The sequence below is a fragment of the Clostridium yunnanense genome, from assembly GCF_016595795.1.
GTDB classification, from domain to species: Bacteria; Bacillota; Clostridia; order Clostridiales; family Clostridiaceae; genus Clostridium_AR; species Clostridium_AR yunnanense.
The window spans coordinates 23,407-46,922 of the sequence record NZ_JAENHN010000009.1 but is presented as its reverse complement, the minus strand read 5'-3'; the positions used below and the strand labels follow the sequence as shown (position 1 = coordinate 46,922).

Annotated in this window: 19 protein-coding genes; 13 read left to right on the top strand and 6 right to left on the bottom strand. The window is 31.4% G+C overall.

Going from position 1 to position 23,516, the window contains the following annotated elements:
- Positions 1-14: 14 nt before the first annotated feature.
- The gene (locus JHL18_RS03215; RefSeq protein ID WP_200266192.1) at positions 15-968 is read right to left on the bottom strand and encodes a 2-hydroxyacid dehydrogenase; all 954 of its coding nucleotides are present in this window, start codon (positions 966-968) and stop codon (positions 15-17) included.
- A gap of 246 nt (positions 969-1,214) precedes the next feature.
- On the opposite strand from JHL18_RS03215, the gene JHL18_RS03210 reads away from it, so the two are divergent.
- On the top strand, positions 1,215-2,912 hold the full coding sequence (locus tag JHL18_RS03210) for a methyl-accepting chemotaxis protein (RefSeq protein ID WP_200266191.1): 1,698 nt from the start codon (positions 1,215-1,217) through the stop codon (positions 2,910-2,912).
- 39 nt (positions 2,913-2,951) lie between these two features.
- Here the strand turns inward: JHL18_RS03210 and alr are convergent, their stop codons facing one another.
- The 3 genes from alr to JHL18_RS03195 all read right to left on the bottom strand — a co-directional run bounded on the left by alr (position 2,952) and on the right by JHL18_RS03195 (position 7,690).
- Positions 2,952-4,106, bottom strand: coding sequence for an alanine racemase (gene alr / locus JHL18_RS03205; protein ID WP_243277773.1), 1,155 nt, complete (start codon positions 4,104-4,106; stop codon positions 2,952-2,954).
- Between the two features lie 317 nt (positions 4,107-4,423).
- Positions 4,424-4,954 carry an ECF transporter S component gene (locus tag JHL18_RS03200; RefSeq protein ID WP_200266189.1) on the bottom strand — a complete coding sequence of 177 codons (531 nt, stop codon included), beginning with the start codon at positions 4,952-4,954 and terminating at the stop codon, positions 4,424-4,426.
- A gap of 84 nt (positions 4,955-5,038) precedes the next feature.
- Entirely contained in the window at positions 5,039-7,690 is a 2,652-nt protein-coding gene (locus tag JHL18_RS03195) for a sigma-54-dependent transcriptional regulator (protein ID WP_200266188.1), read from the bottom strand.
- 330 nt (positions 7,691-8,020) lie between these two features.
- Here JHL18_RS03195 and JHL18_RS03190 point away from each other — a divergent pair, with 330 nt between their 5' ends.
- The 5 genes from JHL18_RS03190 to JHL18_RS03170 all read left to right on the top strand — a co-directional run bounded on the left by JHL18_RS03190 (position 8,021) and on the right by JHL18_RS03170 (position 13,202).
- Positions 8,021-8,353 carry a PTS lactose/cellobiose transporter subunit IIA gene (locus JHL18_RS03190; RefSeq protein ID WP_420839206.1) on the top strand — a complete coding sequence of 111 codons (333 nt, stop codon included), beginning with the start codon at positions 8,021-8,023 and terminating at the stop codon, positions 8,351-8,353.
- A gap of 101 nt (positions 8,354-8,454) precedes the next feature.
- Entirely contained in the window at positions 8,455-8,763 is a 309-nt protein-coding gene (locus JHL18_RS03185) for a PTS sugar transporter subunit IIB (protein WP_183279966.1), read from the top strand.
- A 62-nt stretch (positions 8,764-8,825) separates the two neighbouring features.
- On the top strand, positions 8,826-10,151 hold the full coding sequence (celB, locus tag JHL18_RS03180) for a PTS cellobiose transporter subunit IIC (protein WP_243277770.1): 1,326 nt from the start codon (positions 8,826-8,828) through the stop codon (positions 10,149-10,151).
- Positions 10,152-10,254: 103 nt separating this feature from the next.
- Positions 10,255-10,746: a hypothetical protein gene (locus tag JHL18_RS03175; RefSeq protein WP_200266187.1), complete on the top strand. Its 492-nt coding sequence runs from the start codon at positions 10,255-10,257 to the stop codon at positions 10,744-10,746.
- A gap of 494 nt (positions 10,747-11,240) precedes the next feature.
- A complete protein-coding gene (locus JHL18_RS03170; RefSeq protein WP_207752953.1) occupies positions 11,241-13,202 on the top strand; it encodes a triple tyrosine motif-containing protein in 1,962 nt (653 codons plus the stop codon).
- 152 nt (positions 13,203-13,354) lie between these two features.
- Here the strand turns inward: JHL18_RS03170 and JHL18_RS03165 are convergent, their stop codons facing one another.
- Positions 13,355-14,281: a DUF2935 domain-containing protein gene (locus JHL18_RS03165; RefSeq protein WP_200266185.1), complete on the bottom strand. Its 927-nt coding sequence runs from the start codon at positions 14,279-14,281 to the stop codon at positions 13,355-13,357.
- 154 nt (positions 14,282-14,435) lie between these two features.
- Between JHL18_RS03165 and JHL18_RS03160 the strand changes: the two genes are divergently transcribed.
- The 4 genes from JHL18_RS03160 (at position 14,436) to JHL18_RS03145 (ending at position 18,559) form a co-directional block, all read left to right on the top strand.
- Positions 14,436-15,290, top strand: coding sequence for a patatin-like phospholipase family protein (locus JHL18_RS03160; protein WP_200266221.1), 855 nt, complete (start codon positions 14,436-14,438; stop codon positions 15,288-15,290).
- A 120-nt stretch (positions 15,291-15,410) separates the two neighbouring features.
- Entirely contained in the window at positions 15,411-15,824 is a 414-nt protein-coding gene (locus JHL18_RS03155) for an acyl-CoA thioesterase (protein ID WP_200266184.1), read from the top strand.
- Between the two features lie 92 nt (positions 15,825-15,916).
- Positions 15,917-16,516: a nitroreductase family protein gene (locus JHL18_RS03150; protein ID WP_200266183.1), complete on the top strand. Its 600-nt coding sequence runs from the start codon at positions 15,917-15,919 to the stop codon at positions 16,514-16,516.
- Positions 16,517-16,807: 291 nt separating this feature from the next.
- The gene (locus JHL18_RS03145) at positions 16,808-18,559 is read left to right on the top strand and encodes a sensor histidine kinase (protein WP_200266182.1); all 1,752 of its coding nucleotides are present in this window, start codon (positions 16,808-16,810) and stop codon (positions 18,557-18,559) included.
- Positions 18,560-18,726: 167 nt separating this feature from the next.
- On the opposite strand, the gene JHL18_RS03140 is transcribed toward JHL18_RS03145, so the two are convergent.
- Positions 18,727-19,695, bottom strand: coding sequence for a hypothetical protein (locus tag JHL18_RS03140; RefSeq protein ID WP_200266181.1), 969 nt, complete (start codon positions 19,693-19,695; stop codon positions 18,727-18,729).
- A gap of 184 nt (positions 19,696-19,879) precedes the next feature.
- On the opposite strand from JHL18_RS03140, the gene JHL18_RS03135 reads away from it, so the two are divergent.
- From JHL18_RS03135 to JHL18_RS03125, 3 genes are all read left to right on the top strand, one after another.
- A complete protein-coding gene (locus JHL18_RS03135; RefSeq protein ID WP_200266180.1) occupies positions 19,880-21,277 on the top strand; it encodes an ABC transporter substrate-binding protein in 1,398 nt (465 codons plus the stop codon).
- 313 nt (positions 21,278-21,590) lie between these two features.
- Positions 21,591-22,505, top strand: coding sequence for a carbohydrate ABC transporter permease (locus JHL18_RS03130; RefSeq protein ID WP_200266179.1), 915 nt, complete (start codon positions 21,591-21,593; stop codon positions 22,503-22,505).
- 14 nt (positions 22,506-22,519) lie between these two features.
- Entirely contained in the window at positions 22,520-23,404 is an 885-nt protein-coding gene (locus tag JHL18_RS03125) for a carbohydrate ABC transporter permease (RefSeq protein ID WP_200266178.1), read from the top strand.
- The last annotated feature ends 112 nt before the right edge of the window (positions 23,405-23,516 follow it).

Here is a 23,516-nt window from a genome sequence, read left to right as displayed (position 1 = left end):
ATTAACTTTGAAGTCTAAAAAACTATATTTTTTTCTTCGCCATTTATCCACGCATATACATTATCAAAAACTATGTTAGCTCTTTTTATCATAGACTCGCTAGTAGCAAAAGCTACATGAGGGGTTACTAGAGTGTTTTTTGAGCTAAAAAGTGGATGAGATGAAGCAACTGGTGGTTCAGCTTCGAAAACATCTATACCTGCTCCGGCAATGATTCCGCTATTTAAGGCTTCTGCAAGTGCATCACTATCAACAACAGGTCCTCTTGCCATGTTTATGAGAATAGCATCTTTTTTCATTAGAGATAAAGTTTCTTTATTCATAAGCTTTGTTGTTTCTTTTGTTAATGGAACATGAAGTGATACTATGTCACTATTTTTTAATAAAGTATTTAAGTCTACATAATTAATTCCTAGTTCTTTGCCTTCAGTTCTTTCAGTTCTACTGTATCCAAGAAGGTTGCAGTTAAAGGCTTTAAGGATTTGAGCTGTTCTTAGTCCTATATCACCAGTACCAACTATTCCTACAGTTTTGCCGTTTAATTCGGTTCCTACAAGTCCAAGTTTTGTTCCCTCTGTACGGACGACTTCATCACATTGTTTAACATTTCTAAGTAAAGAAATTATCATTCCTATAGTAAGTTCTGCAACAGCTTCAGTTGCATACCCTTTTGCATTCGATACCTTTATACCTCTTTCTTCACAGGCTGCTTTATCAACATGATCAACTCCAGTGAAAGCTACAGCTATATATTTAAGGGTATCCACGCTTTTTATAACTTCGCCACTTAATGGATTGTTTGCAATCATTAGGATATCAGCTCCATGAGCTCTTTCTTTTAATATTTCAACATCTTTTTCAACTGTATCAAAGGCTAGGAACTGGTGCCCCATCTCCTTGAGCTTTGATGATAGATGAGAAAGAGTGTCTTTGCTTATGCCTAATGGCTCTAATAATACTATCTTCATAAGTATCTCCTCCTTAATTAATAACAATGTAAAGATGAAACACTTCAATCCGAAAATATAAATTTTATTATGAAGTGGTTCATCTATAAGTACACAATAATATTATAACTCCTTTCTCATAAATGAGGATAAAAAATATAATCTATCCACCTATTTCTTTACACACCATTGATTCTTGGTTGAACAACATTGGCTTATAACATAATATTTAATTATATTAAAAAAACAATTAAAGGGTGGGATTTTGTGAACGGGTTAAAAAAAGTCAAAATATCAACGATGGTAGTAGTAATATCTGCTTTAGCTTTAATTTCTACACTGATAATAGGAATTTTGGCAATGAGTAACATGAGTAGGATAAACAAGAACTTAGGGAATATGTATAAGGGAGATTTGCAGACTACATACTATGTAGCACAGATAAGGGCAAACTTCCTTAATGTGAGATTGAATGCTACTTCTGTAAGTTCTAAATTTAATGAACAAGATAATAACTTGATAAAATCTTACGACAAAATAGTACAAGATAACCTGTCGTTGTACGAGAAAAATGCTGTGAATTCGGAAGAAATAAATAGCATAGCTGAATTTAAAGGGTATTATACAGAATACATTAATTTATGGAACAATAATGTTGATAATTTAAGAGGGGGAGGAAAGCTCTCATCTAAAGATGCATCAAGATTTGGAGAATTGGGTGATAAGATTGGAAGTAATCTTGAGAAAACTATGGAGATTCACCAAAAGGTAGCACAGAACGTATATAATGATAGCAATATAATTTATACTAACAGTTACAAGATGTTCTTAACAATTTTGGTTACTATATTTATATTATTATCAGCAATTTCAATAATTATAATAAAAAATATAGCAAGTTCATCAAAAGATATGATAGATAAGATACAAAAGATAGCAGCAGGTGATTTTACTGTAGATATTAAGAGTTATGGGAAAAATGAGTTTGACATGATAAAGAGGTCTTTAAATAATATGCTAAATGATATTTCTAATACTCTTAAGGGATTTGTAGATAATTCTAAAACTATAGATATACAGACAGAAAGTTTGTCAGCAGTTGCAGAAGAAATGTACGCAACTACAGCGGACATTACTAACAGTATAACAGAAATAGCATCAAGTACTAATGATCAAGCTATAGGTCTTACTGGCATAGACAAGAGTATAACTAAGTTTAATGAAGATTTAGATAGTATATTACTTTCTATAGGTGATGTAGACAATAACTCAAGAGAAGTGGTTTTATTAGCTGATACAAGTAGTGAAGGTATGAATGGGATGGTTGATTCTATCAATAAGGTTTCTGTTTCACTAAGCAAGTTTATTTCCAGGTTATATGGATTGGGTGATAGCATTAATCATATAAATGAAATAACAAGTCTTATAAATGCAATAGCAGACCAGACAAACCTCTTAGCACTTAATGCTGCTATTGAAGCTGCGAGGGCAGGAGAAGCTGGTAAGGGATTTGCGGTAGTAGCTGAGGAAATAAGGAAATTAGCAGAGCAATCGAAAAATTCTTCAGGAGAGATAAACTCAATAGTAAATAGTATATCGAGTGATACTAAAAACCTTATAGATAGCTCAGATGTTATGAATAGCGAACTTTCAAATCAGTTAGCAGGTATAAATTCATCAGCAGATTCTTTTAAAAAGATACTCGAAGAAATAAGTAATGTTATACCACAAATAGAATCTATAGCTAAGTCGGCTGATAATGTTAAAGCAGAAAAGAATGCAATAGTTAAAGGTATAGGAGATTCTTCACAATCAGCAGAAGGGATTGCTTCATCATCTCAAGTGATTGCAGCATCATCAGAAGAAATAAATGCTTCTTCAGAGGAAATTGCAACAGCTGCTCAAACATTGTCAGCTATGACAAAAGATATGGTTAGTTCTATAGACAAGTTCAAACTAAGATAGACTAAAAAGGGCTATTGCAAAATGCAATAGCCCTTTAAGTTAAAACACATAGTTTATAGTATCAGTTCTTTCACCGTGTCTTTTATATACTCGTGTAACTCTTCTTCCTATATTACAAAGAATTTCATAATTTATAGTTCCCATTATTTCTGCAATATCATCTGCATCAAACTTAACATTCTCATCTCTACCTAGAAGTATTACTTCATCTGAGATTTGTACATTCTCTAAATCAGTGACATCCACCATAATCTGATCCATACATATATTTCCTACAACAGGACAGAGTCTTCCGTTTATTATAACCTTGGCTTTGCCAGACAATATTCTAGAATAACCATCTGCATAGCCTACAGGGATTGTAGATATTTTGCTTTTTCTTGTAGTTTTAAACTTTTGACCATATCCTATATACTTATTTTCATCTAGCATTTTTAAATGTACAATCTTGCTCTTCCATGTTAGTACTGGTTTTAAATCTAGGCATTCTTTCATAACATCTTCTGAAGGATAATAGCCATATTGGATTATTCCCGGTCTTACATAATCATAGCAACTCTCAGGAACATCTATTATTCCTGCGCTGTTTGCAATATTTCTTTTAAAATTTACGTTAAACTTATTTTTTATTTTTGTTATCTCTTTATTATATATATCTAATTGTTCTTCTGTATACCTCTTATCTTTACTATCTGCTGATGCAAAATGAGAAAATATACTCTCAACCTTTATATTCTCTAGATTACATATAGCCTCGACAATTTTTATATCTTCATCACTTTGTAGAAATCCTATCCTACCCATGCCTGTATCTAGTTTTATATGAATACTGCTTATTTTATGATTTTTTATTGATGCTTCTGATAACTTTTTTGCAAAATCATAAGTTGATACAGTAGCTTCAATATCATATTTTATTATTTCTTCTATAACATCTTCTGTACATATGCCTAATATCATTATAGAATCATTAACTCCATCTTTTCTTAGTTCAAGGGCTTCCATCATATTGGCCACACCAAATCTATTTATTCCTATGTTTGATAAAAGCTTTGCACATTCTAGAGCACCATGTCCATAAGCATTGGCTTTTATAACACTTATTATCTCACTAGTTCCTATCTTATTTTTTATCTGATTTAAGTTAAATTCTAAATTATCAAGATTTATTTCTACCCAAACTGGATGCATCATCTTCAAAGCCATCATCTCCTAAGTAATTCATCTATATTTATTGTATCAATTAAGTGGTATTTATAAAACATCCATATTGCGGTTATATTTTTATCTAAGTGGTATGGAATATGTAATTTCTATATAAAAATTTAATATAACCACTTTTTATCGTATAGTATATATTAACATACATATAGAAAACTTTATCTAAAAGTAAAGATAGAAGTTTATGAATAAATTCAAGAACTTCTATCTTTATTTTATATTATAAAAATTACGTCTATAATTAGATTGTTTAAATAATATATATCAAAAACTTATACTTTAATCAAAGCCTATATTGCTTTTCTTTTATATAATAAATTTATTAATATTATCGCTATCATCCCTCCGACTAAGGCTGTAATTAGCTGAGGGATGCCCATAGATACTGCTAGTTTTTCTAACACCTTCTTAGGCATACCGATATCAATTACCTTCAATATATTTGATGCGGAGAAAGATAAAAATACAAACTTTATAAGTGATCCCAGTATGATTCCTATATATAATCCATACTTTTTACTTTTTAAAACACTAAATATTAATATATAAATTAAGTTGCCAACTACTATAAATGGTATAAATGGGACCATAGCAGTTGCAAGCTGACCAACTATCCAGGCTAATATTGGAGTAAGCAAAGCAACTAATGCTCCTAATCTAGAACCGCATATAAATGTTGCGAGTATTAATACTGCATTAACAACAGGCCCTACTAAAAATTGATTTATACCTGGTATATTTCTCCCTAAAAATTGAAATACAATAGCTATTGCTAATAGAAAAGCGGCTTTAGCTACTTTATCTGTTTTTAAATCCTGCATTTTCATCACCCCTAATATAAATATATTAAATATTAGTCAGAGTAATGATTTAGGTCTTAAATTTAATTTTGAAGTATTTTATCTTTATCTAAAAAAGTTCATTATATAACATATTTCATCTTGTGAAACTTCTATTAAATATTTACTTTCTAGATGTTCCAATGCTTTTTTTACTGAGTTGTAAATATCTAAGTTATTTTCAATAAAGGCTTCTTTTTCATTATATTCACTTGGACTCTGACCATTCGTTATTCTATTCACCATAAATGCTATATGAAGAATTATGCCTGGAAGAGTAGACTCTGCAAGTTCAATTCTAAGTAGAGATTTCGCTTTATTTAATGTATCTAATATATCTCTATAAAGTGACTTGCCATCCACACCCTGTATATTTTCAGATATAACATCTTCCATCTTTATAAGGGTTGTTTTTATATCTACTTTTTCCTGCAATTCATTTATAACCCTAAGACTAATTACGTCTTGAATATTAAATTGTTTTACGTCTGAATCAATAGGGAAAGATGATACTACAAATATAATTTCTTTTTCCTCTTCAATTTCTTTTAATCTAGATTTTATTAAATGTTTATCTACCAAGTTTAAAGGAATTATTTCTAATAGGTCCTTATCATACCTCAAGTTATGAGATAAGAAGCTCTTCATAGCTATAGCTGTGCCTTCTCCTGTAAGACATGCTGTTACTATTGCAAGTTTTTTAGTATGTTCCTTTGTAGGTCTATCATAATTGTGTTCGAACATATAGGAGTTGATTGAGATTACATCTTTATATATCTCTTCTAAGCCTATGCCGAGTCTAGCCTTTCTAGTAGCTTCTAATACATGCAAGGTTGATACTAAGGCCACAACTCTAACTGGCATTCCATACTCTTTTTCTATAGTCTCACCAAAAGTAGTTAAAGAACCCATATCTACTAAAATCAGATATCCCATTGGATTCATATCATTCTTTACATATGCTCTTAAGGCACCTAAAACTTCTAATGGACTTACTTCTATAGGAGCGTTAATAGCAACTACATAATCTTCACCTAAAAGTTTATTAGCTACATCTGCCATAGAAGTTGCAGTACTTTCTCCATGAGCTATTAAGATTACTTTGACCTTATCTTTTTCTCTATTTTCCTTCTCTAACACCCAGAATAATGTAATAAATCCAGCCTCATCCTCAGGTACGTTGATTTTAAGATGGTCTTCTAGAATCTTGACACATTCCTTAGCAACCTGAAATTCTTTAGGATACTGTTTTATTATCCAATTAAGCTGTGGGTTTATTATTGTTTTGTTATTATTTAATCTTTCTATTAGAGTGTTAACATGTAGCGCTAAAGCAGAAAAAGTATTTGAATCAAAGTTTCTTCCTAAAGTTGTTGTTGCATAATAGAACATCTTATCGATAAGTAAAAGCGTATCTTCACCTAAAATGTTTATAAGATTTTTTCTGCTTATTGCATTTTCTGCTCCTCTTATATACATCCTAAAGTATTTTGTTATATCATTTTCCAGTATGGTTTCTATATCAAAATTTGAAACGCCTTTTAGTCTTAGTTCTTGTACTTTTCTATCTATAATATCATAAATGCTTCCTTCTTCATGTTGCTTTACAATATCATCTTCACCTTTTGAGAATTTGAAAAAGTTAATTTTTTCTCCTAGTGTTTCATTCCATAGAATTCTATTTCCTTTTTCATTATATAAGCCTTCTTTTATATGAGGGGGAAGATCAGTACTTGTTATCTTGACCTCTCCTTTTTTGCCAGTTAAGAAGTCAGAGTATGCTTTTGCACATAAAAGTTGTATGTCAGCTTTTAATTGTCCAACGTTATTTGGGCAATCATAAGATAACAAGGCTCTCATGGTGTTTAAAGAAGCTGCAATTTCTCTATCTAGCCTTATTCTCTCAGCATCGAAAAAATCTCTTATTAACTGAAGTCTTTCTTTCGCTGATCTATCTCTAAGTGCAGGTAGTTTTATTGTCATTGGAATTCTTCTAGTAAAAGTCTTTAAAAGTACTGAGGATGGATCTTCAGTTGTTGCAGATATTATTAACACATCTGCTGTCCTAGTATCAGATTCACCTATCCTTCTAAAAACTCCTTTGTCCATGAAGGTGAAAAAAGCTTCCTGACCTTCAGGAGGTAATCTATGAACTTCGTCTAAAAATAATATCCCTCCATTTGCTTTTTCGATCAAGCCTTCTTTATCACTTTCAGCTCCGGTATAGGCTCCTTTTTTAACTCCAAACAGCTGAGCATTTAATAATTGTGGATTATTAGTATAATCTGCGCAATTGAAGATTATAAAAGGAGAATCTTTCTTCTTAACACCCATTTCTGTGGCATACTCATGCATGTAGTCTGCAAACATTGACTTTCCTACACCAGTTTCACCTAAGATTAAACAGTGCATGCCTTTTGGTGGATATAATATGGCTGCCTTAGCACCTTCTATAGGCTCAGCTAAACTTTCATTTTTTCTTAATAGCCTATCTAAAGAAGTTTCATTATTAGAGTGATTCTGGCCTTTTGAAGAAATAGAGTATTTAACGGGCCTTCCGCTTGATTTGCTAACTTTACCTTCTTCCCACAATCTATTTAAATCGAAGCTAACATTCGCTCTAGATATACTTAAAATCTCTGACAGCTCTGAAGCGCTTACACCAGCGGGACGGGAAAGTTCTAAAAGTTTATTATAAATTAAATCTATTCTCTTCATATTTCATCTCCCTCCTACATATAATCTCAATTATATACATAATAGTAATTAAGTATATATTAAAACATTTTCACAACAAAAGTAAATACAATTAATTTTATTAGTGTATTTTTTAAAAAACACTATTTTAATAAAAAAAAACACTATATTTATTATCGAAACACTACTGTTTTTTATACGAAACACTAATGATTTTCATCAAAACACAATGTAAACATTTACTGAAATCCTTTTGTCTAGGTGTTTTTAGAGTTTTGGCACGAGTCTTGCTATAGTATATGGCATAAGAAAAAAATAAAACAACTTACTCACCTAAAGGGGGACAGGACGATGAATATGGAAGAAATTATAATGGGTATTATCATCAACGCTGGTGATGCTAGAGCTTACGCTCATGAAGCACTAGAGAAAGCAAATAGTGGAGATTTTCAAGGAGCCTCTTCCTCGATAGAACTTGCAGACGAAGCAATAGGACGCGCTCATGATTCACAAACTTCACTTTTACACAAAGAAGCTCAAGGAGAAAAGATTGAAATAACAGCATTGTTTGTTCACAGTCAAGATCATTTAATGACTGCTATAACAGAAAAAAATCTTATACTTCAAATCATTGAGTTAAGAAGACAAATGCAACCATTACTTGACCAAGCAGCAAAAGCTTAAGAACATAAAATAAATAAGGGTTTGTTTTAGAGAGAAAAAGATATATAAAAATTAAACATTCGGTTGAAATAAAAAACTTAATTTATTAGGAGGAATTTATTATGTATAATATCGTTTTATTTTGTTCAGCAGGTATGTCAACAAGTTTATTAGTTACTAAAATGGAGGCAGCAGCAAAGGCTAAAGGCATAGAGGCTAAGATAAATGCTTACTCTGAAGCTCAGATGGCTAAATATGTTCCAGAAGCTGATGTAGTATTGTTAGGACCTCAAATAAGATTTGCTCTTGCAAGAGCTAAGAAAATATGCGATGAGCATAATGTTCCAATAGATGTAATAGCTCCTCAAGACTATGGTATGATGAATGGTCAAAAGGTTCTAGAAAAAGCAATAGCACTTATAAAGAAATAATTATTAAATAGCTTGAAATTTTTTTCATTATATATTTTTAAATTTGAAAGGAGATAAAAATTATGTCAAAACCTATGGACTTATTAGAAGAAAAGTTAATGCCCGTAGCTGCTAAGATTTCTGCTAACAGATACTTAATAGCAATTCGTGATGGTTTCATGCTTGCAATGCCATTACTAATCATCGGTGCGATGTCACTTTTAGTGGCAAATTTCCCAATTCAAGGATTTTTAGACTTTATGGCTAGCATCTTCGGAGCTAACTGGAAATCATTCTTTACAATTCCTTTTGATGCAACAATGTCAATAATGACAATCTTCGTAGTATATGGTATAGCAAACAGCTTATCACTTCACTATGAACTAGAAGGAATTAGCAGTGGTGCAATAGCACTTGTAGCATTCTTTATACTTACACCATTTGCTACAAAATTTACTCCTGCGGATTCAAAAGTTATTTATGATATAACTGGAGTTATACCAATGGACTGGTTAGGTTCAAAAGGATTATTCGTTGGTATGTTTACAGCGATATTCACTACTGAAATAATAAGATTTGTAAACGTTAGAGGATGGGTTATCAAGATGCCAGAAGGAGTTCCTCCAACTGTATCTAAAGCCTTCTCAGCACTTATCCCTGCATTTGTAGTAATAGCTTGCTTTGATGTTGTAAGACTTCTATTCACTTTCACATCATACGAAACAGTACATGGCTTCATCTACAAGGTACTTCAAGCTCCATTGACTTCATTAGGAGATAGTTTAGGTGCAACAATCATTGCTAACCTATTCATAGGATTATTCTGGGTATTTGGTATTCATGGTGCTAACGTTGTTGGTTCAGTTATGTCACCAATATGGATTTCATTATCAGGTGATAACTTAACAGCATTCAAGGCTGGTGCAGAATTACCACACGTTATTACTCAACAATTCCAAGAAATATACTTACAATTAGGTGGATCTGGTGCTACATTAGCATTATGCTTAACAATGGTATTCCTTTGTAAATCAGAACAATGTAAGAAACTTGGTAGACTAGCTATACTTCCTGGTTTATTCAATATCAATGAACCTATAACATTTGGTCTTCCAATAGTTCTTAACCCAATAATGATGATACCATTCATCATCACTCCAATCGTTCTTGCAGTAGTTTGCTATATAGCAATCTCTACTGGATTAGTTCCAAGACCTTCAGGAGTTATAATTCCTTGGACAACACCTGCAGTATTTGGTGGATTCCTTATAGCTGGCGTTAAAGGTGCATTACTACAAATAGTTGAATTATTAGTAGCGTTTGGAATCTACTATCCATTCATCAGAACTGTTGATAAACAGTACCTTGAAGAAGAAAAATCTTATAACGCAGAAAATGCAACTGTATAATAAAAAGACAATATAGTATATAATATAAAATATAGGTGGTTACATACTTGTAACCACCTATGTACATATAAATATACTAATAAATCTGAAAGGGGTTTTGATCTTGAATCTTCTAAATGAATTAAAAATAAGTCTATTTAAACCTCATTTATACCACACTCTTAAAGGTGAATCCTTTGGAAAATTATTAAGATTTGATTTAATTGTTTCACTTGTAGGACTAATATTTTTTGTAATAATGAAAGGCATCAAATCAGTTATTTATGGTAACTTTGATGTATTTGTACTATACTACAAAACTCTAGAGATACCTACTATAATTGGAATTATTCTCTATGCAACTATAGGAGTTGCTGTAGCAGCATTATTTCTTAGCGGAATATTTTTCGCATACAATAAATTTAAGCATATTAATATTCCATTCATGAATGTTTATAATTATGCTACTCATACTCTTCTCATAGCAGTATTCATAAGCAACTTAATGGGACCATTTGTAATCATATTTACTGTAGGATTTTATATGATGGCAGTAAAAGGCGATCTTCTTAAGGCAAGAGATGGGGTAAATCCTCTTAAATATCTTAAGTTTTAAGTTTTAAGTTTAGAGTACGGTGTTATTAAAGCTGTTATATAAACTTAGTAAAGTTTAAAACTATCTTTAAAAGAGAAAATAAATTTTCCTTTTAGTTTAGGAAAGTTAGAATAAATTATGTGTAAAAAATCGCTGAAGCCACTTTCTTCAGTGATTTTTTTGCGCATCTGCCTTTTTTGAACGTAGTGAAGAATCTTACAGGCGACATATTTTTCTTTCTTTCTTTATTCTTTAACTTATATTATGTCTTACGTTTGTTCGCATAACTGTCCACAGATATAATTATTAGGTAGAATGTGTTTATTAGACCATTAGTATACCAACGAGTATTAACAAAATAAGCTTCAGATACAATTAGTGTTTAACGATAGTATGAGTAAAGGTATATAACTCTACATAAAACGTTTCTTAAAACGTTTTTACTATATGCTTTAAATAAAAAATTAGGGGTGATAGTTCTGAAGCTTAAGAGGAAGATATATGTTTTATTAGTGATGGTTATGACAATCATGGTTTTGAACAGTGTCAAAGCTCAAGCTGCAACTATTCAAATTAAAGGCTTGAGTACGGATAGACAAACTGCAAAAGTAGGAGAGACTGTGAACATAAGTGCTAGTGCTATTGGTTCTATAAATCTACTTTATAAGTTTTCTATTTATGATGGAGCAAAGTGGTATACTCTTCAAGATTATACTTCGAGAGCAAATACTCAGTGGGTTCCATATAGAGCTTCTACTTCTAAGATAAAAGTTGAAGTAAAGGACAGATATAATAAATCTGTTGCTACAGTATATAAACAAATAAATTACCAGGTTTACAGCACGGTAAAAGCTCAGAGCATTACTACTAATGTTAGCTCACCTAGTAATATAGGGACAACAGTAAAGTTTACTACTAACATAAATCTAGCTAATGGGGTTCTCTATAAGTATTCGATATACAATGGACAAGTATGGAGTGTACTTAGAGATTATACTTATGATATGACGTACAATTGGAATCCTACTAATATCGGTAAATATAAGGTGAGAGTAGATATAAAACAGGCTAATTCCTTAAGAAATCCAGATACATATATTGAAACAAGTTACGAAGTTAAAAATCCAATAGCTACAATAAGTAGTGTTACATTCGATAAGGTCTCACCTGCTTTAATTAATGCCCCAATTACAATTAGTGCAGTGGGTGGTGGGACAACCAATATATTATACAAGTTTATGGTAGATAAAGGCACTGGGTGGTCTACTTTAAATGATTACTCTAATAGTAGTAAATTCATATGGACGCCGATGACAGAAGGTACCTATAAGATAAGAGTAGAAGTTAAAAATCAAGGATCTACAAGTTACTATGACAACTATATGGAAAAGACTTTTATAGTGGCTAGTATACCTCAGATTGACGATCTATCAACAAATCTAGCTTCACCAAGAAGACTTGGTAACACAATAACTGCTACTACTAAAGTAGTAGGAGGAAGTACAATATTATATAGATATTGGATTAACGATGGGATTCAGTGGACTTTAGTTAGAGATTATTCTAATAATAATAGCTATAATTGGGTTCCAATAAAAGAAGGAAAGTATAAGATAAAAGTTGATATAAAAGATACTACTTCATCAAGAAGTTTAGATAATTATAAAGAGATTGACTTTGAGATATTAAGATATGGGGTAGTAAGTTATGTAGATACAAAACTAGGCTTAGAAAGTTTTGTCGATAGTCAAATGGCGCTTTACACTAAGCCGCAAGCTTGGAGTAATGGTAATTGGATAAATGCTACAAAAGATCAGGTAACATACTATGCAAACCCAAATAACTTTATTAATGATTATGGCATATATCAATTTTTAAAGCTTAATTATGTTGAAGGTATAACTGTAGAAGACTTAAACAATGTATTAGTTGGCAAAGGTGTTCTTCAAGGTAAAGGTGCAGCCTTTATTGAAGCGGGAAAGACTTATAACATCAACCCGGTATACTTGGTTGCTCATTCACTATTAGAAACTGGCAATGGTACTTCAGCTTTAGCTACAGGGATAACAGTTAGTGCAGTACATGAGATATTTGGTGATGACAAATCTAAGCTTATACCTATAGCAGTGCCAGTTAAAGTATATAATGTTTATGGGGTTGCAGCTTATGATTCAAATCCTGACTTATGGGGTTCAGAAAATGCTTATAAACAGGGTTGGTCAACGGTTGATAAAGCAATCATTGGTGGTGCAAAGTTTATATCTCAAAGTTATATAAACAGTACAACCTATAAGCAAGATACGCTCTATAAAATGAGATGGGATATAGCTAGTATATATAAGTCACCTAATACTTTATATGCTCATCAGTACGCTACAGATATAGGTTGGGCATATAAGCAATCACAGATAATGAAAACAATAATAAGTAAAATGAATAATTCAATGTTCTATTATGAAGTGCCTAAGTTTAACTAACATTAAGTATTTATTAGAATATATAATGTTAAAGATGCTAAAGTGTATGTAATGTAAGGCTCTAATAGAGTTTAAATAAAGCTTAGACTAATGGAAAATAATTAGTCTAAGCTTTTTGTATAATAAAATATAGGTTTCTAAGATTGTTTATTTTACTGTTTAAAAGTCTTTAAAAGCTTTAGATAGTAATTAGCTTCTCGAAGTACATGGTCTGATAGTAAAGGTGGAATAATAGACTTGATTTTGCAAGCAAGTATACCAGCAGTTCCTTGCTTTTTAAAGTCTCTTAGCTTTGTAACTTGATTTATAGTTTCTCTAGTAACTCTAGCTAAATCTTCTGGACTATCTTCAAGTGCTAAGGTTGAAGCAAGTAATTTATCTAAATCATTTGCAAATCCATCGGCTGTTTCAAATAAAGCTGTTTCTGAAGGATCTAAATAACCTCTTATGAACTTGGAATGTTCATCCATAAGTCTGGTCCAATTAATTTCAAAATTTATTATTTCATTAAGTGTGTCTATTGTATCTTTCATCTGCAGCTTTCTTAAAGTCATAACTGCGAATTGAGCTTCTCTTGTAACATGGTCTAACATTAGAGGATAAGTATAGCTAAAAGCTTTACAGCTTAGGATGTCATTTAACAATTTTGTCTGGAAGGCTATTACACTTGTTGTAAGGCGTATAGCTTCATCATTGACGGCAGATATCTGAGCCAATATATTGTCTTGTCTTGACTTAGGTAGAACAGAACCAAAGATATTAATTTCCTGTTTAGTAATATTTGTCTCAATAGGGATCCCAGTTAGCTGAGATGTTATTTTTTCGGCCTCAAGGGTAAACTCTGTAATAAATTCCCCAGAGTTTATCAATCTATTGCCAACTTGTTCACTTGAGCTAAGTAAAATTACTCTTGAAAGAAGATCCTCATATGCTTTTTTGAACACGTTAGCTTGCCTCATGGTGCTTAAATTTTTTAGGGGAAGTGAAGCTGATACGAAGATGGTATGTTCTCTTGCTATCCTTAAAAAGAAAAGGTTAAATTCTAAAGAGTGAATAATATATTCTCTATCACTGATCATTGTATATCCTTTCTTATATATTATTTATGTATATGAGCTCTACATTTACTAATATATGCTTTATGTTAATAAATGGTTACTTAAGTATTTTTACTATTATAAATTGAAACAATTTAGTATAATAAAGTAAATAGAAAAATTAGAAGGTGATATGATGAAAGATATAGGATTGGTACTTGAAGGAGGAGGCTTAAGGGGAGTTTATACAGCTGGTATATTAGATTTCTTCCTGGAAAAGTCTTTACACTTTCCATACATAATAGGGGTTTCAGCAGGTGCATGTAATGCAGCATCATATATTTCTAAACAGTTTGAGAGAAACAAAAGAATTAATATAGGATACGTAAAAGACCATAGATATTTAAGTTATAGAAATCTACTAAAAGAAAAAAGTTTGTTTGGAATAGATTTTGTATATAACAAAATACCAAATGAATTAGATCCTTTTGACTATGAGGCCTTTTTTAATTCAGAACAAAAATTTGTAATCGGAGCGACGGATTGTATAACTGGTGAGCCTTTTTATGTGGAAAAGAATCAATGTTTTAAAGACAATGATGAAATTCTAAAAATTATACGTGCTTCTAGCAGCCTTCCTTTTGTTGCGCCGGTGGTTAAATACAACGAGTATAATCTATTAGATGGAGGAATATCTGATCCAATACCATTAAAGAAATCTATCAATGATGGTAATAAAAAGCATGTGGTAATACTAACTAGGCCTGATGGATATAGAAAAGAAGCTTTCAAGAGAAAGTGGGTTGTAGATAGAGTGTATTCTAAATACAAGGGGTTATCAAAGGCTATGGTAAGTAGACATGATGTTTATAATAAGACGTTAGACTTAGCTGGTGATATGGAGAAGGAAGGAAATGTATTCATATTAAGACCAAGTGAGGATCTTCAAGTTGATAGATTGGAAAAAAGACCGGAAAAGTTGTATAGACTTTATGATTTAGGTTATGAAGATGCAAAAAAGCATTATGATAGATTAAAGGCATGGTTATAAATCTATTTTTTGTGTAGTTAAAGATGTACCACTTCGTAATAAGTTTTATTACGAAGTGGTACATTCATATAATAAAGAGGAATAACTTTAAAAGTGTAAATTTAATTATGGGAGACATATATGAATATAAGTGAAACGAAAATTAAGGTAAGATATGTTGAAACTGATCAAATGGGAATAGTTCACCATTCAAACTATTATGCATGGTTTGAAGTTGGAAGAACAGAGTTCATAAAGGAATCAGGAGTTAGCTATAGTGATATGGAGAGTAAAGGTATAATGATGCCTTTAGTAGAAAGCAGCTGCAGATATATTGTTGGAGCTAAGTATGAAGATGAAGTCACAATTAAAACTTCGGTAGAAGAACTTAATGGTGCTAAGGTTATATTTACTTATGAAGTAATAAGAGATGTTGATAAGGTTATATTAGCTAAAGGAAAGACAGTTCATGCATTTGTTAATAAAGACTTTAAGATAATTAATTTAAAAAAGAATAATATAGATATATGGAATAAGATACAAGGTTTATTATAGGATACATAAAGCCTCCTATGAAGGTTAAAAATACATTCATAATAAGTTGTTAAAATAATCTTTAATAAGCAATTGAAAATAGGAGGCAAAAGATGATTATTGATTTTTACACTGCTATTAAGAGCAGAAGATCAATCTATACAATTAGTAATGAATCTACTATACCAGATGAAAGAATTGCACATATGGTGGAGGAAGCAGTTAAATGTGCTCCGACTTCTTTTAATTCACAAAGTTGTAGAGTAGTATTGTTATTGGGTAAACATCATATGAAGTTATGGGAGATTACTAAGGAATCCTTGAGAAATATAGTTCCTGAAGGAAGCTTTGCACAAACAGAAGAAAAGATAGATTCCTTTAGTAAAGGACATGGAACTATACTTTATTTTGAAGATCAGACCGTCGTAAAGGGATTACAAGATCAGTTTCCACTATATAAAGATAATTTTCCTATCTGGTCTGAGCAGTCTTCAGGTATTCTTCAGTATATAATTTGGACTTCATTAGAAATAGAAGGACTAGGAGCTTCCCTTCAACATTATAATCCTTTAATTGATGATGAAGTTAAAAAAAATTGGAATATACCTGATGAATGGGAACTAATAGCACAGATGCCCTTTGGAAAACCACTGCAACTTCCATCAGAAAAAGATTTTATGCCAATGGATGAAAAAATTAGAGTTTTTAAATGATGAAGGAACAAAAAACACCTAGGTAGGTGTTTTTTTATTCTTTAGGAATTCAGAGTTTCTTCACATAGCTTCAGAAAAGGCAGGTGCACAAAAAAGTTCACTTCAGCGACTTTTATATATATTTACAGCATATTACATTAAACATATAATATAGATAAGATGTAATGCTTCAATACGAAGATATATATATATCTATAATTATGAGTAGAGTTTTATTATATTTTTTTGTGTAAACGTTTTGCACAATGTGGATTTAAAAGGTATAGAGAAACACTCTAGTAAGGAGTCAAAATGTTAAAAAAGAAATTCATTTTAAAAAAAGGGAGCTTGTATAATAGTTTTTTTAGAATTACAGCCATAACTTTAATGGTTGTGACTATAATAATTTCTGCAGTAATGAATTTTTACTCTAATAGGATAATATATAGTGATTTAACTGCATATCTATATTCTGCTCAAAGTGAACTTTGTCAAAGTATGGACTTAGTAATAAATGACGTAAATATGGCTTCAGTGAGACTTCTATCTAGACAAGTATATAATCAAATAATAAATGATGATTCGATAACTTATGAAGAAAAGCAAAGGCGTATAAAGGAGCAATTGCTATCTCAGATGAAAGAGTATGATAATATTGCAGATGTAGTCATAATAACAAAAGAAGGAAAGAGCTATAGGATGGCCGAAGATGAAAAGTTATCATTACCTGATAAAAATTTTCTAGATAAGATTGATGATTCGGGGAAAATAACATATAGCGACGGAGTAGTTAAAGATAAGAATGGACAAGCGTATATAATGATTGGTCGCAAGTTTAGAAATTTAGATACTGGAAGAATAAATGGGTATTTAGTAACTTATGTTAAATCCAATAATCTCATTAAAATATATAATCATTTACTTGTTAATAATAGCTTTTCTATGATTGTAAACAGTGAAGGAAAAATAATGTCTTCGATGGATAGTGAAAGTATAGGTGAAACCATATATGATTATAAGTTTAGTTCTATCGTAGATAAAAAATTGAATCATATAGAGTTCAAAGGAGAAAAGATGGTAGTCGCCAATACTTCCTTTGATAAGCAGCTTAAGGATATTGGGTTTAACTGGTATATACTTACTTATATAAAAGAAGAAAATATTGATATGATAACTAAACAGATAAGTTATAACGTGTGGATTATATCAACAGTAAGTGCAGTGATTGCTATAGCGCTTTCGTTTTTGACCGTTGCATATATATTAAAACCTTTAAGAAGGTTGCAAGCTGCTATGAAAGGGTTTAAAGGAGGAAAACAAAGTATTGGTATAGCTAAAGAAACTAAGGTACATGATGAATTCTTTGAACTAGAAAAAGCATATGTGGATATGGTAGAAAGAATAGACGAGCTCATAGTTAAAAATAATGAAGAAAAAGAAAAACAAAGAGAATTAGAATTAGCTGCAATGCAAGCTCAGATAAATCCACATTTTTTATATAATACTTTAGATACTATTGTTTGGATGGCTAAAATAAAAAAAGAACCGGATATTGAAAAAATCACTATGGCTCTTTCTAGGTTTTTTAGAATGAGTTTGCATAAGGGAGAAAAATATATAACAATAAGTGAAGAGATAAGTTTAATACAAAGCTTCGTTGTTATAGAGCAGATGAGGTTTCCGAATGAACTTCAGATTTCATATAACATCCCTGACGATATTCTTGATGAATATATTCTTAAACTTACTATTCAACCTATAGTTGAAAATGCATTAAAGCATGGAGTTAGAGGTAAGAAAGAAAATGGCAGGATAGAAATTAACGGAATGAAGTATGATGACATGTTGATTTTCGAAGTTATAGATAACGGTAAGGGGTTTAATCCTAAAATGCTAGACGAATTCGATAACTTGGATAAAAGCAAATCTGGGGGTTACGGATTGAAGAATGTAGATGAGAGAATAAAATTAGAATATGGGAGTAAGTACGGTATTAGTATATTAAGCCAACCTAATAAGGGGACCACTGTTATCATAAGAGTAGCAAGAAGGGAAAAACAGTAAAATCTAGTCTGTAAGATTCCCTTTATACATAGGGAAAGGCAGATTTGCAAAAAACTCACTGAAAAAGGCTGATATGTATTGTTTATATAAACAGTTTTATTATTTTGACTGTCTATTATAAAGTAAGTATATCGTGACCTTGCAGTGAGTTTTTTTCATTATACGTTTTAATCATGATATTGGATCATCTTATCATGAAGAGATATTATTGGGTTTAATATATTATTCACAAACCTACTATAAAGTAATATGAGTGTCATAAGTAATACAATAGCTATCAATACAAAAGATGCTTTTAGTTTGCCAGTCTCCTTGTAAAAATTATTTAGGGATATAGTCTTTACTACATAGGTATCTTTATCTAGTAAGTTTTCTATAATTATTAATTTTGTCTTATCTTTACTGAGGGTGTAGTTCTTTCCGGAGGAAAGAATGTTCATAAGTTCTGCTTCTTTAGGTGGCACTAGGGCTTGGTCACCATACTCATATATTGGTTCAGTTCCAGGAGTATATACCGAGAGAGAGAACTTAGAATCAAATACATCATATGAAAAGTAATCCATGAAGGATCCTGTAGTTATATTTACGATGACTAATCCTAAGGAAGAAGAAACATCATGTATCTTAGAGATATATGATACTACATTAGTACTTTTTGAGTTAGTGTATCTGTATTTAGGAATATCATCTGAACACAGCATCCACATTGAACTTTTAGAAGTCTTAATAAAATTACTGTATTCTTTTGTTTTAGAAAATGAATCAAAGGACGGAAAGTTATAATTACTATTGCTTTCGTACCTGAGGCCGTTAGAGGAATAGATGGTAGAACCAATTATGTCTAGATTTATAGATCTCAAATCAGACAAGCTATTAGTTACAGTAGAATTATATGAAGTATCCTTAAGTGAATCAGTGACCTGGGGAGAATTAATTGAATAGTCGGTAATGTTTTCTATGAGTTTTCTAAAGTAATCTATATTTTGTGACTGTATTTTCATCGTTTCAACATAAGACTGAATACGGTTTTGAAGAAGTACATTTTGCATTTTTTTATATCCGATAAACATTATTAAGATAATAGATAATATAACAATTGCTACTGATTGGAATATTATACGTGTTTTTGCAGACATCAAATCACCCCACGAAACTAGATTAATTTAAATTATATATGTACATGGTAACCTTTTCAATGTTGTATGTAAAATATGTGCAGATTAACAAACTATTTAGCATGATTATAGCCTGTTTTCACTTTTGGGAATCTTGTATACTTTTAATTGTAAGAGGGATGCAAATATTTAAGGAGGTAATGTTATGAGAAAACGTTTAGCACTAATACTTATATCTGCGATTTTAGCAGTTACATCTTTGACAGCATGTAATAAGCAAGAAGATAAGCCAGCTGCAGCTGATGGACACAAGAAGGTTACAGTAAAGATTGGTATGTGGCCAGAGGATACTGATGCAGAGCAAGTTGCATTATTCAATAAGTACAAAGCAGAGTGCGAGAAAAAATATAATTGGATAACTATCGAACCTGCACACTATAAATATAGTGTAGAAAGCTTTGTTCCTTTAGCAGAAAGTGGACAACTACCAACAGTATTTGAAACTTGGTATACAGAACCACAAAAGTTGATAGCAAACAAATATGTAGCAGATATCACTGATGAGTTAAAAACAAATAAGTGGTTAGATGCAATGGATCCAAAGATAAAAGATCTATTATCTAAAGATGGAAAGACATACGGAATTCCACGTGATGGATATGCATTAGGTTTGTACGTTAACATAAAACTATTCAAACAAGCAGGATTAATGGATGGAGATATACCTAAATATCCAAAGACTATGGACGAATTAGCTCAAACAGCTGCAACAATTAAGCAGAAGACAGGAAAAGCAGGAATTGTATTACTATCAAAAGACAATTCTGGTGGATGGCATTTCTCAAATATAGCATGGGCATTTGGAGCAAAGCTTCAAGTAGAAGACAATGGAAAGTGGAAATCTAACTTGAATTCTAAAGAAGCAGTAGCAGCAATGCAATATGTAAAGGATTTAAAGTGGAAATATAATGCGGTGACTGATGAAATTCTTCAAGATTGGACATCAGGTATGCAAGCAATAGGTACTAGCAATGCAGCAATGTACTTTGCAGCACAAGATGGTGTAAATGTTCCAACTAAAGATTATGGGTTAAGTAAAGACGATTTAGCTTTAGTGCCATTCCCAGCAGGTCCTGGCGGACAATACTCATTAATGGGAGGAACTCCTTATATGTTCTCTTCAACAGCTTCAAAAGAAGAAGTAGATGGAGCGCTTAAATTCATAGAGATAATGGGTAAAGCACCAGTTCTTAACGCTGACACAGAAAAAGGACTTAAGGATGATGCAGATTATCGTAAGAAAAATAATATTCCAGTTATTCCATCATTCCAAGTTTGGACAAATAAAGATTACCTAGATAAGGTTGAAGAAATCAGAAAAGCTAATGAAAATATAAACTACAACTTATTTAAGGATTACTTCAGTAATGTACCAAAAACTCTTCATACTGAAGAACCAAATCTTACTCAAGATATGTATGCTGAATTATACCCAGTTATTCAGGCTGTATTAACTAATAAAGATGCAAATGTTCAAGCTCTTATGGATAAGGCTAATAGCAACTTCCAACAAAAGCTAGATACAAATATAAATAAGAAATAATTTATTTCATGTATTAAATAAGGCTGTATAAAGCACTAGTAAGATATAAAGATGAACAATTATATTATTTAAATTTTATCTTCAAATCATCTTGGTTTAACCCCCCAGAGTTTTGAAATATTTAGTCAGAAAGATTGTTCATCTTTATCTATCAGAAAAGTGGTATGCAGCTTTTTATATATAGATGTACCACTTCGAACAGCAATCTATTTTTAAAACTCTCACGGCTTCTGGTGAGAAAATTTAAAAATAATAAATTTCATTACGAAGTGGTACATCCATATAAAGAATAAAGAAAGGAGTCGATGATGCCATGAAACTTGCTACACAAACACCAATAAAAAGTAGAAAAATCGGCAAAAATGTATGGCGAAAAGATATCTCAGGATGGATAATAATGATTCCATCATTGGTGTTATTTGCTTTTTTCGTATGGGTACCTATTCTTCAAAGTCTTAAACTATCATTTTATAGCACACAGGGGTTTAATCCTGTAGCTTTTGTAGGATTTAAAAACTACATAAATGTATTTCAAGATCCAGTGTTTATGAAGGCTTTAAGTAATACTTTTGTTTATATTTTTTGGTCTTTAGTAGTAGGATTTTTAGTTCCTATAATAATGGCAATTTTATTAAATGAAGTCGTGTATTTTAAATCGTTATTTAGAGTTGGGATGTATTTTCCTAACGTTGTTCCAGGGGTAGCTACTGTTATGATGTGGTCTTTAATTATGACTCCTGGTGGAAACGGTATATTAAATGTTTTTTTAAGTAAGTTTGGAGTGGAACCGCATAAGTGGTTAGAAGATCCAAAGTGGACTATTCTTTTAATAGTAATTACAATGACTTGGAAGGGTGCAGGGTCAACGGCTTTAGTTTATCTTGCAAGATTACAAGGCTTAAATCAAGAACACTATGAAGCTGCAGCTATGGATGGTGCAGGAATATGGCAAAGGATTTTTTATATAACCATTCCAGGATTATTTAGTACTTGTAAAACTTTATTTATACTTCAAATTATAGCGGTATTCCAAGTATTGTATGAACCAATGGTAATGACAGGTGGAGGACCTAATAATGCTTCTATTTCTCTAATGCAGTTAAATTACAAATATGCATTCCAAGATATGAAGATAGCTCAAGCAACAGCATTAAGTGTTATTATAGCTATAATACTTATAGCGTTAACTTGTGTATATAATCTTCTTAACAGAAACAGTGAGGAATAGAAAGGAGAGGCCAAATGTTAAAATCGAAAATAAGTAATAAAAGCTATGGTGCTATAACTACCTTTGATCTAAAGCGAAAACCAGTAAAAACTGCATATATGATTATGATTGTAATATGCTTTGTTATAGTGATAGCTTCAATTGTGCCACCATTATGGGTAATGCTATCAAGCTTTAAATCACAAGAAGAGTTTTTTAGACAACCACCAACTTTTTGGCCAGATAAGTTTCATCCAGAAAGATTGGCTGACACTTGGAATAAGCTTGATTTCATAAAATATTACAAGAATTCTTTAATATCTGTTGTAGGTAGTGTAGTTTGTGCAATAGTTTTTAATGGTTTACTTGCTTATGTAATAGCCATAATTAAACCAAGAGGAAGTAAAGTTATTCATGCTTTAGTTATGATAAGTTTAATGATACCGGCAACTACTAGTTTAGTTCCAGTATTTAAGAATATAGTAGCCTTGCATTTAAACAATCAAATCACTCCACTATGGTTCGTGGCAGGAGCAAATGCATTTTACGTTATACTGTATATAACATTTTTTAAGTCAATTCCAACATCTCTTATTGAAGCTGCTAGGTTAGATGGATGTTCAGATTTTCAGATATTCTTCAAGATAGTGGCACCATTAAGTAAAGCTATAAACATGGTTATCGGTATGTATGCAGTTAATGCTGCATGGTCTGATTTTCTTCTTCCTTACTTAGTTTTAAAGAAGGATAGTAGTTTCACTGTTATGGTTAAGTTATTTGTAGCTCGTCAAGGTGGAAAGATGACACCAGATCAGCTTATGATGTGTATTACCCTGGCAATAATACCACCTATAATTTTATTTATACTTTTCCAAAAGCAGATCACTGCAGGAGCAATGGAAGGTAGCATAAAGGAATAGTTTATACTATTTTTAGGTAATGTTAAGGCACTATGTTGAAATTAAGTGGTTATACATCCAATGCTTTAATGAGCTTACGCAAAGAATTAATATGATTTTCTCATATTCCATG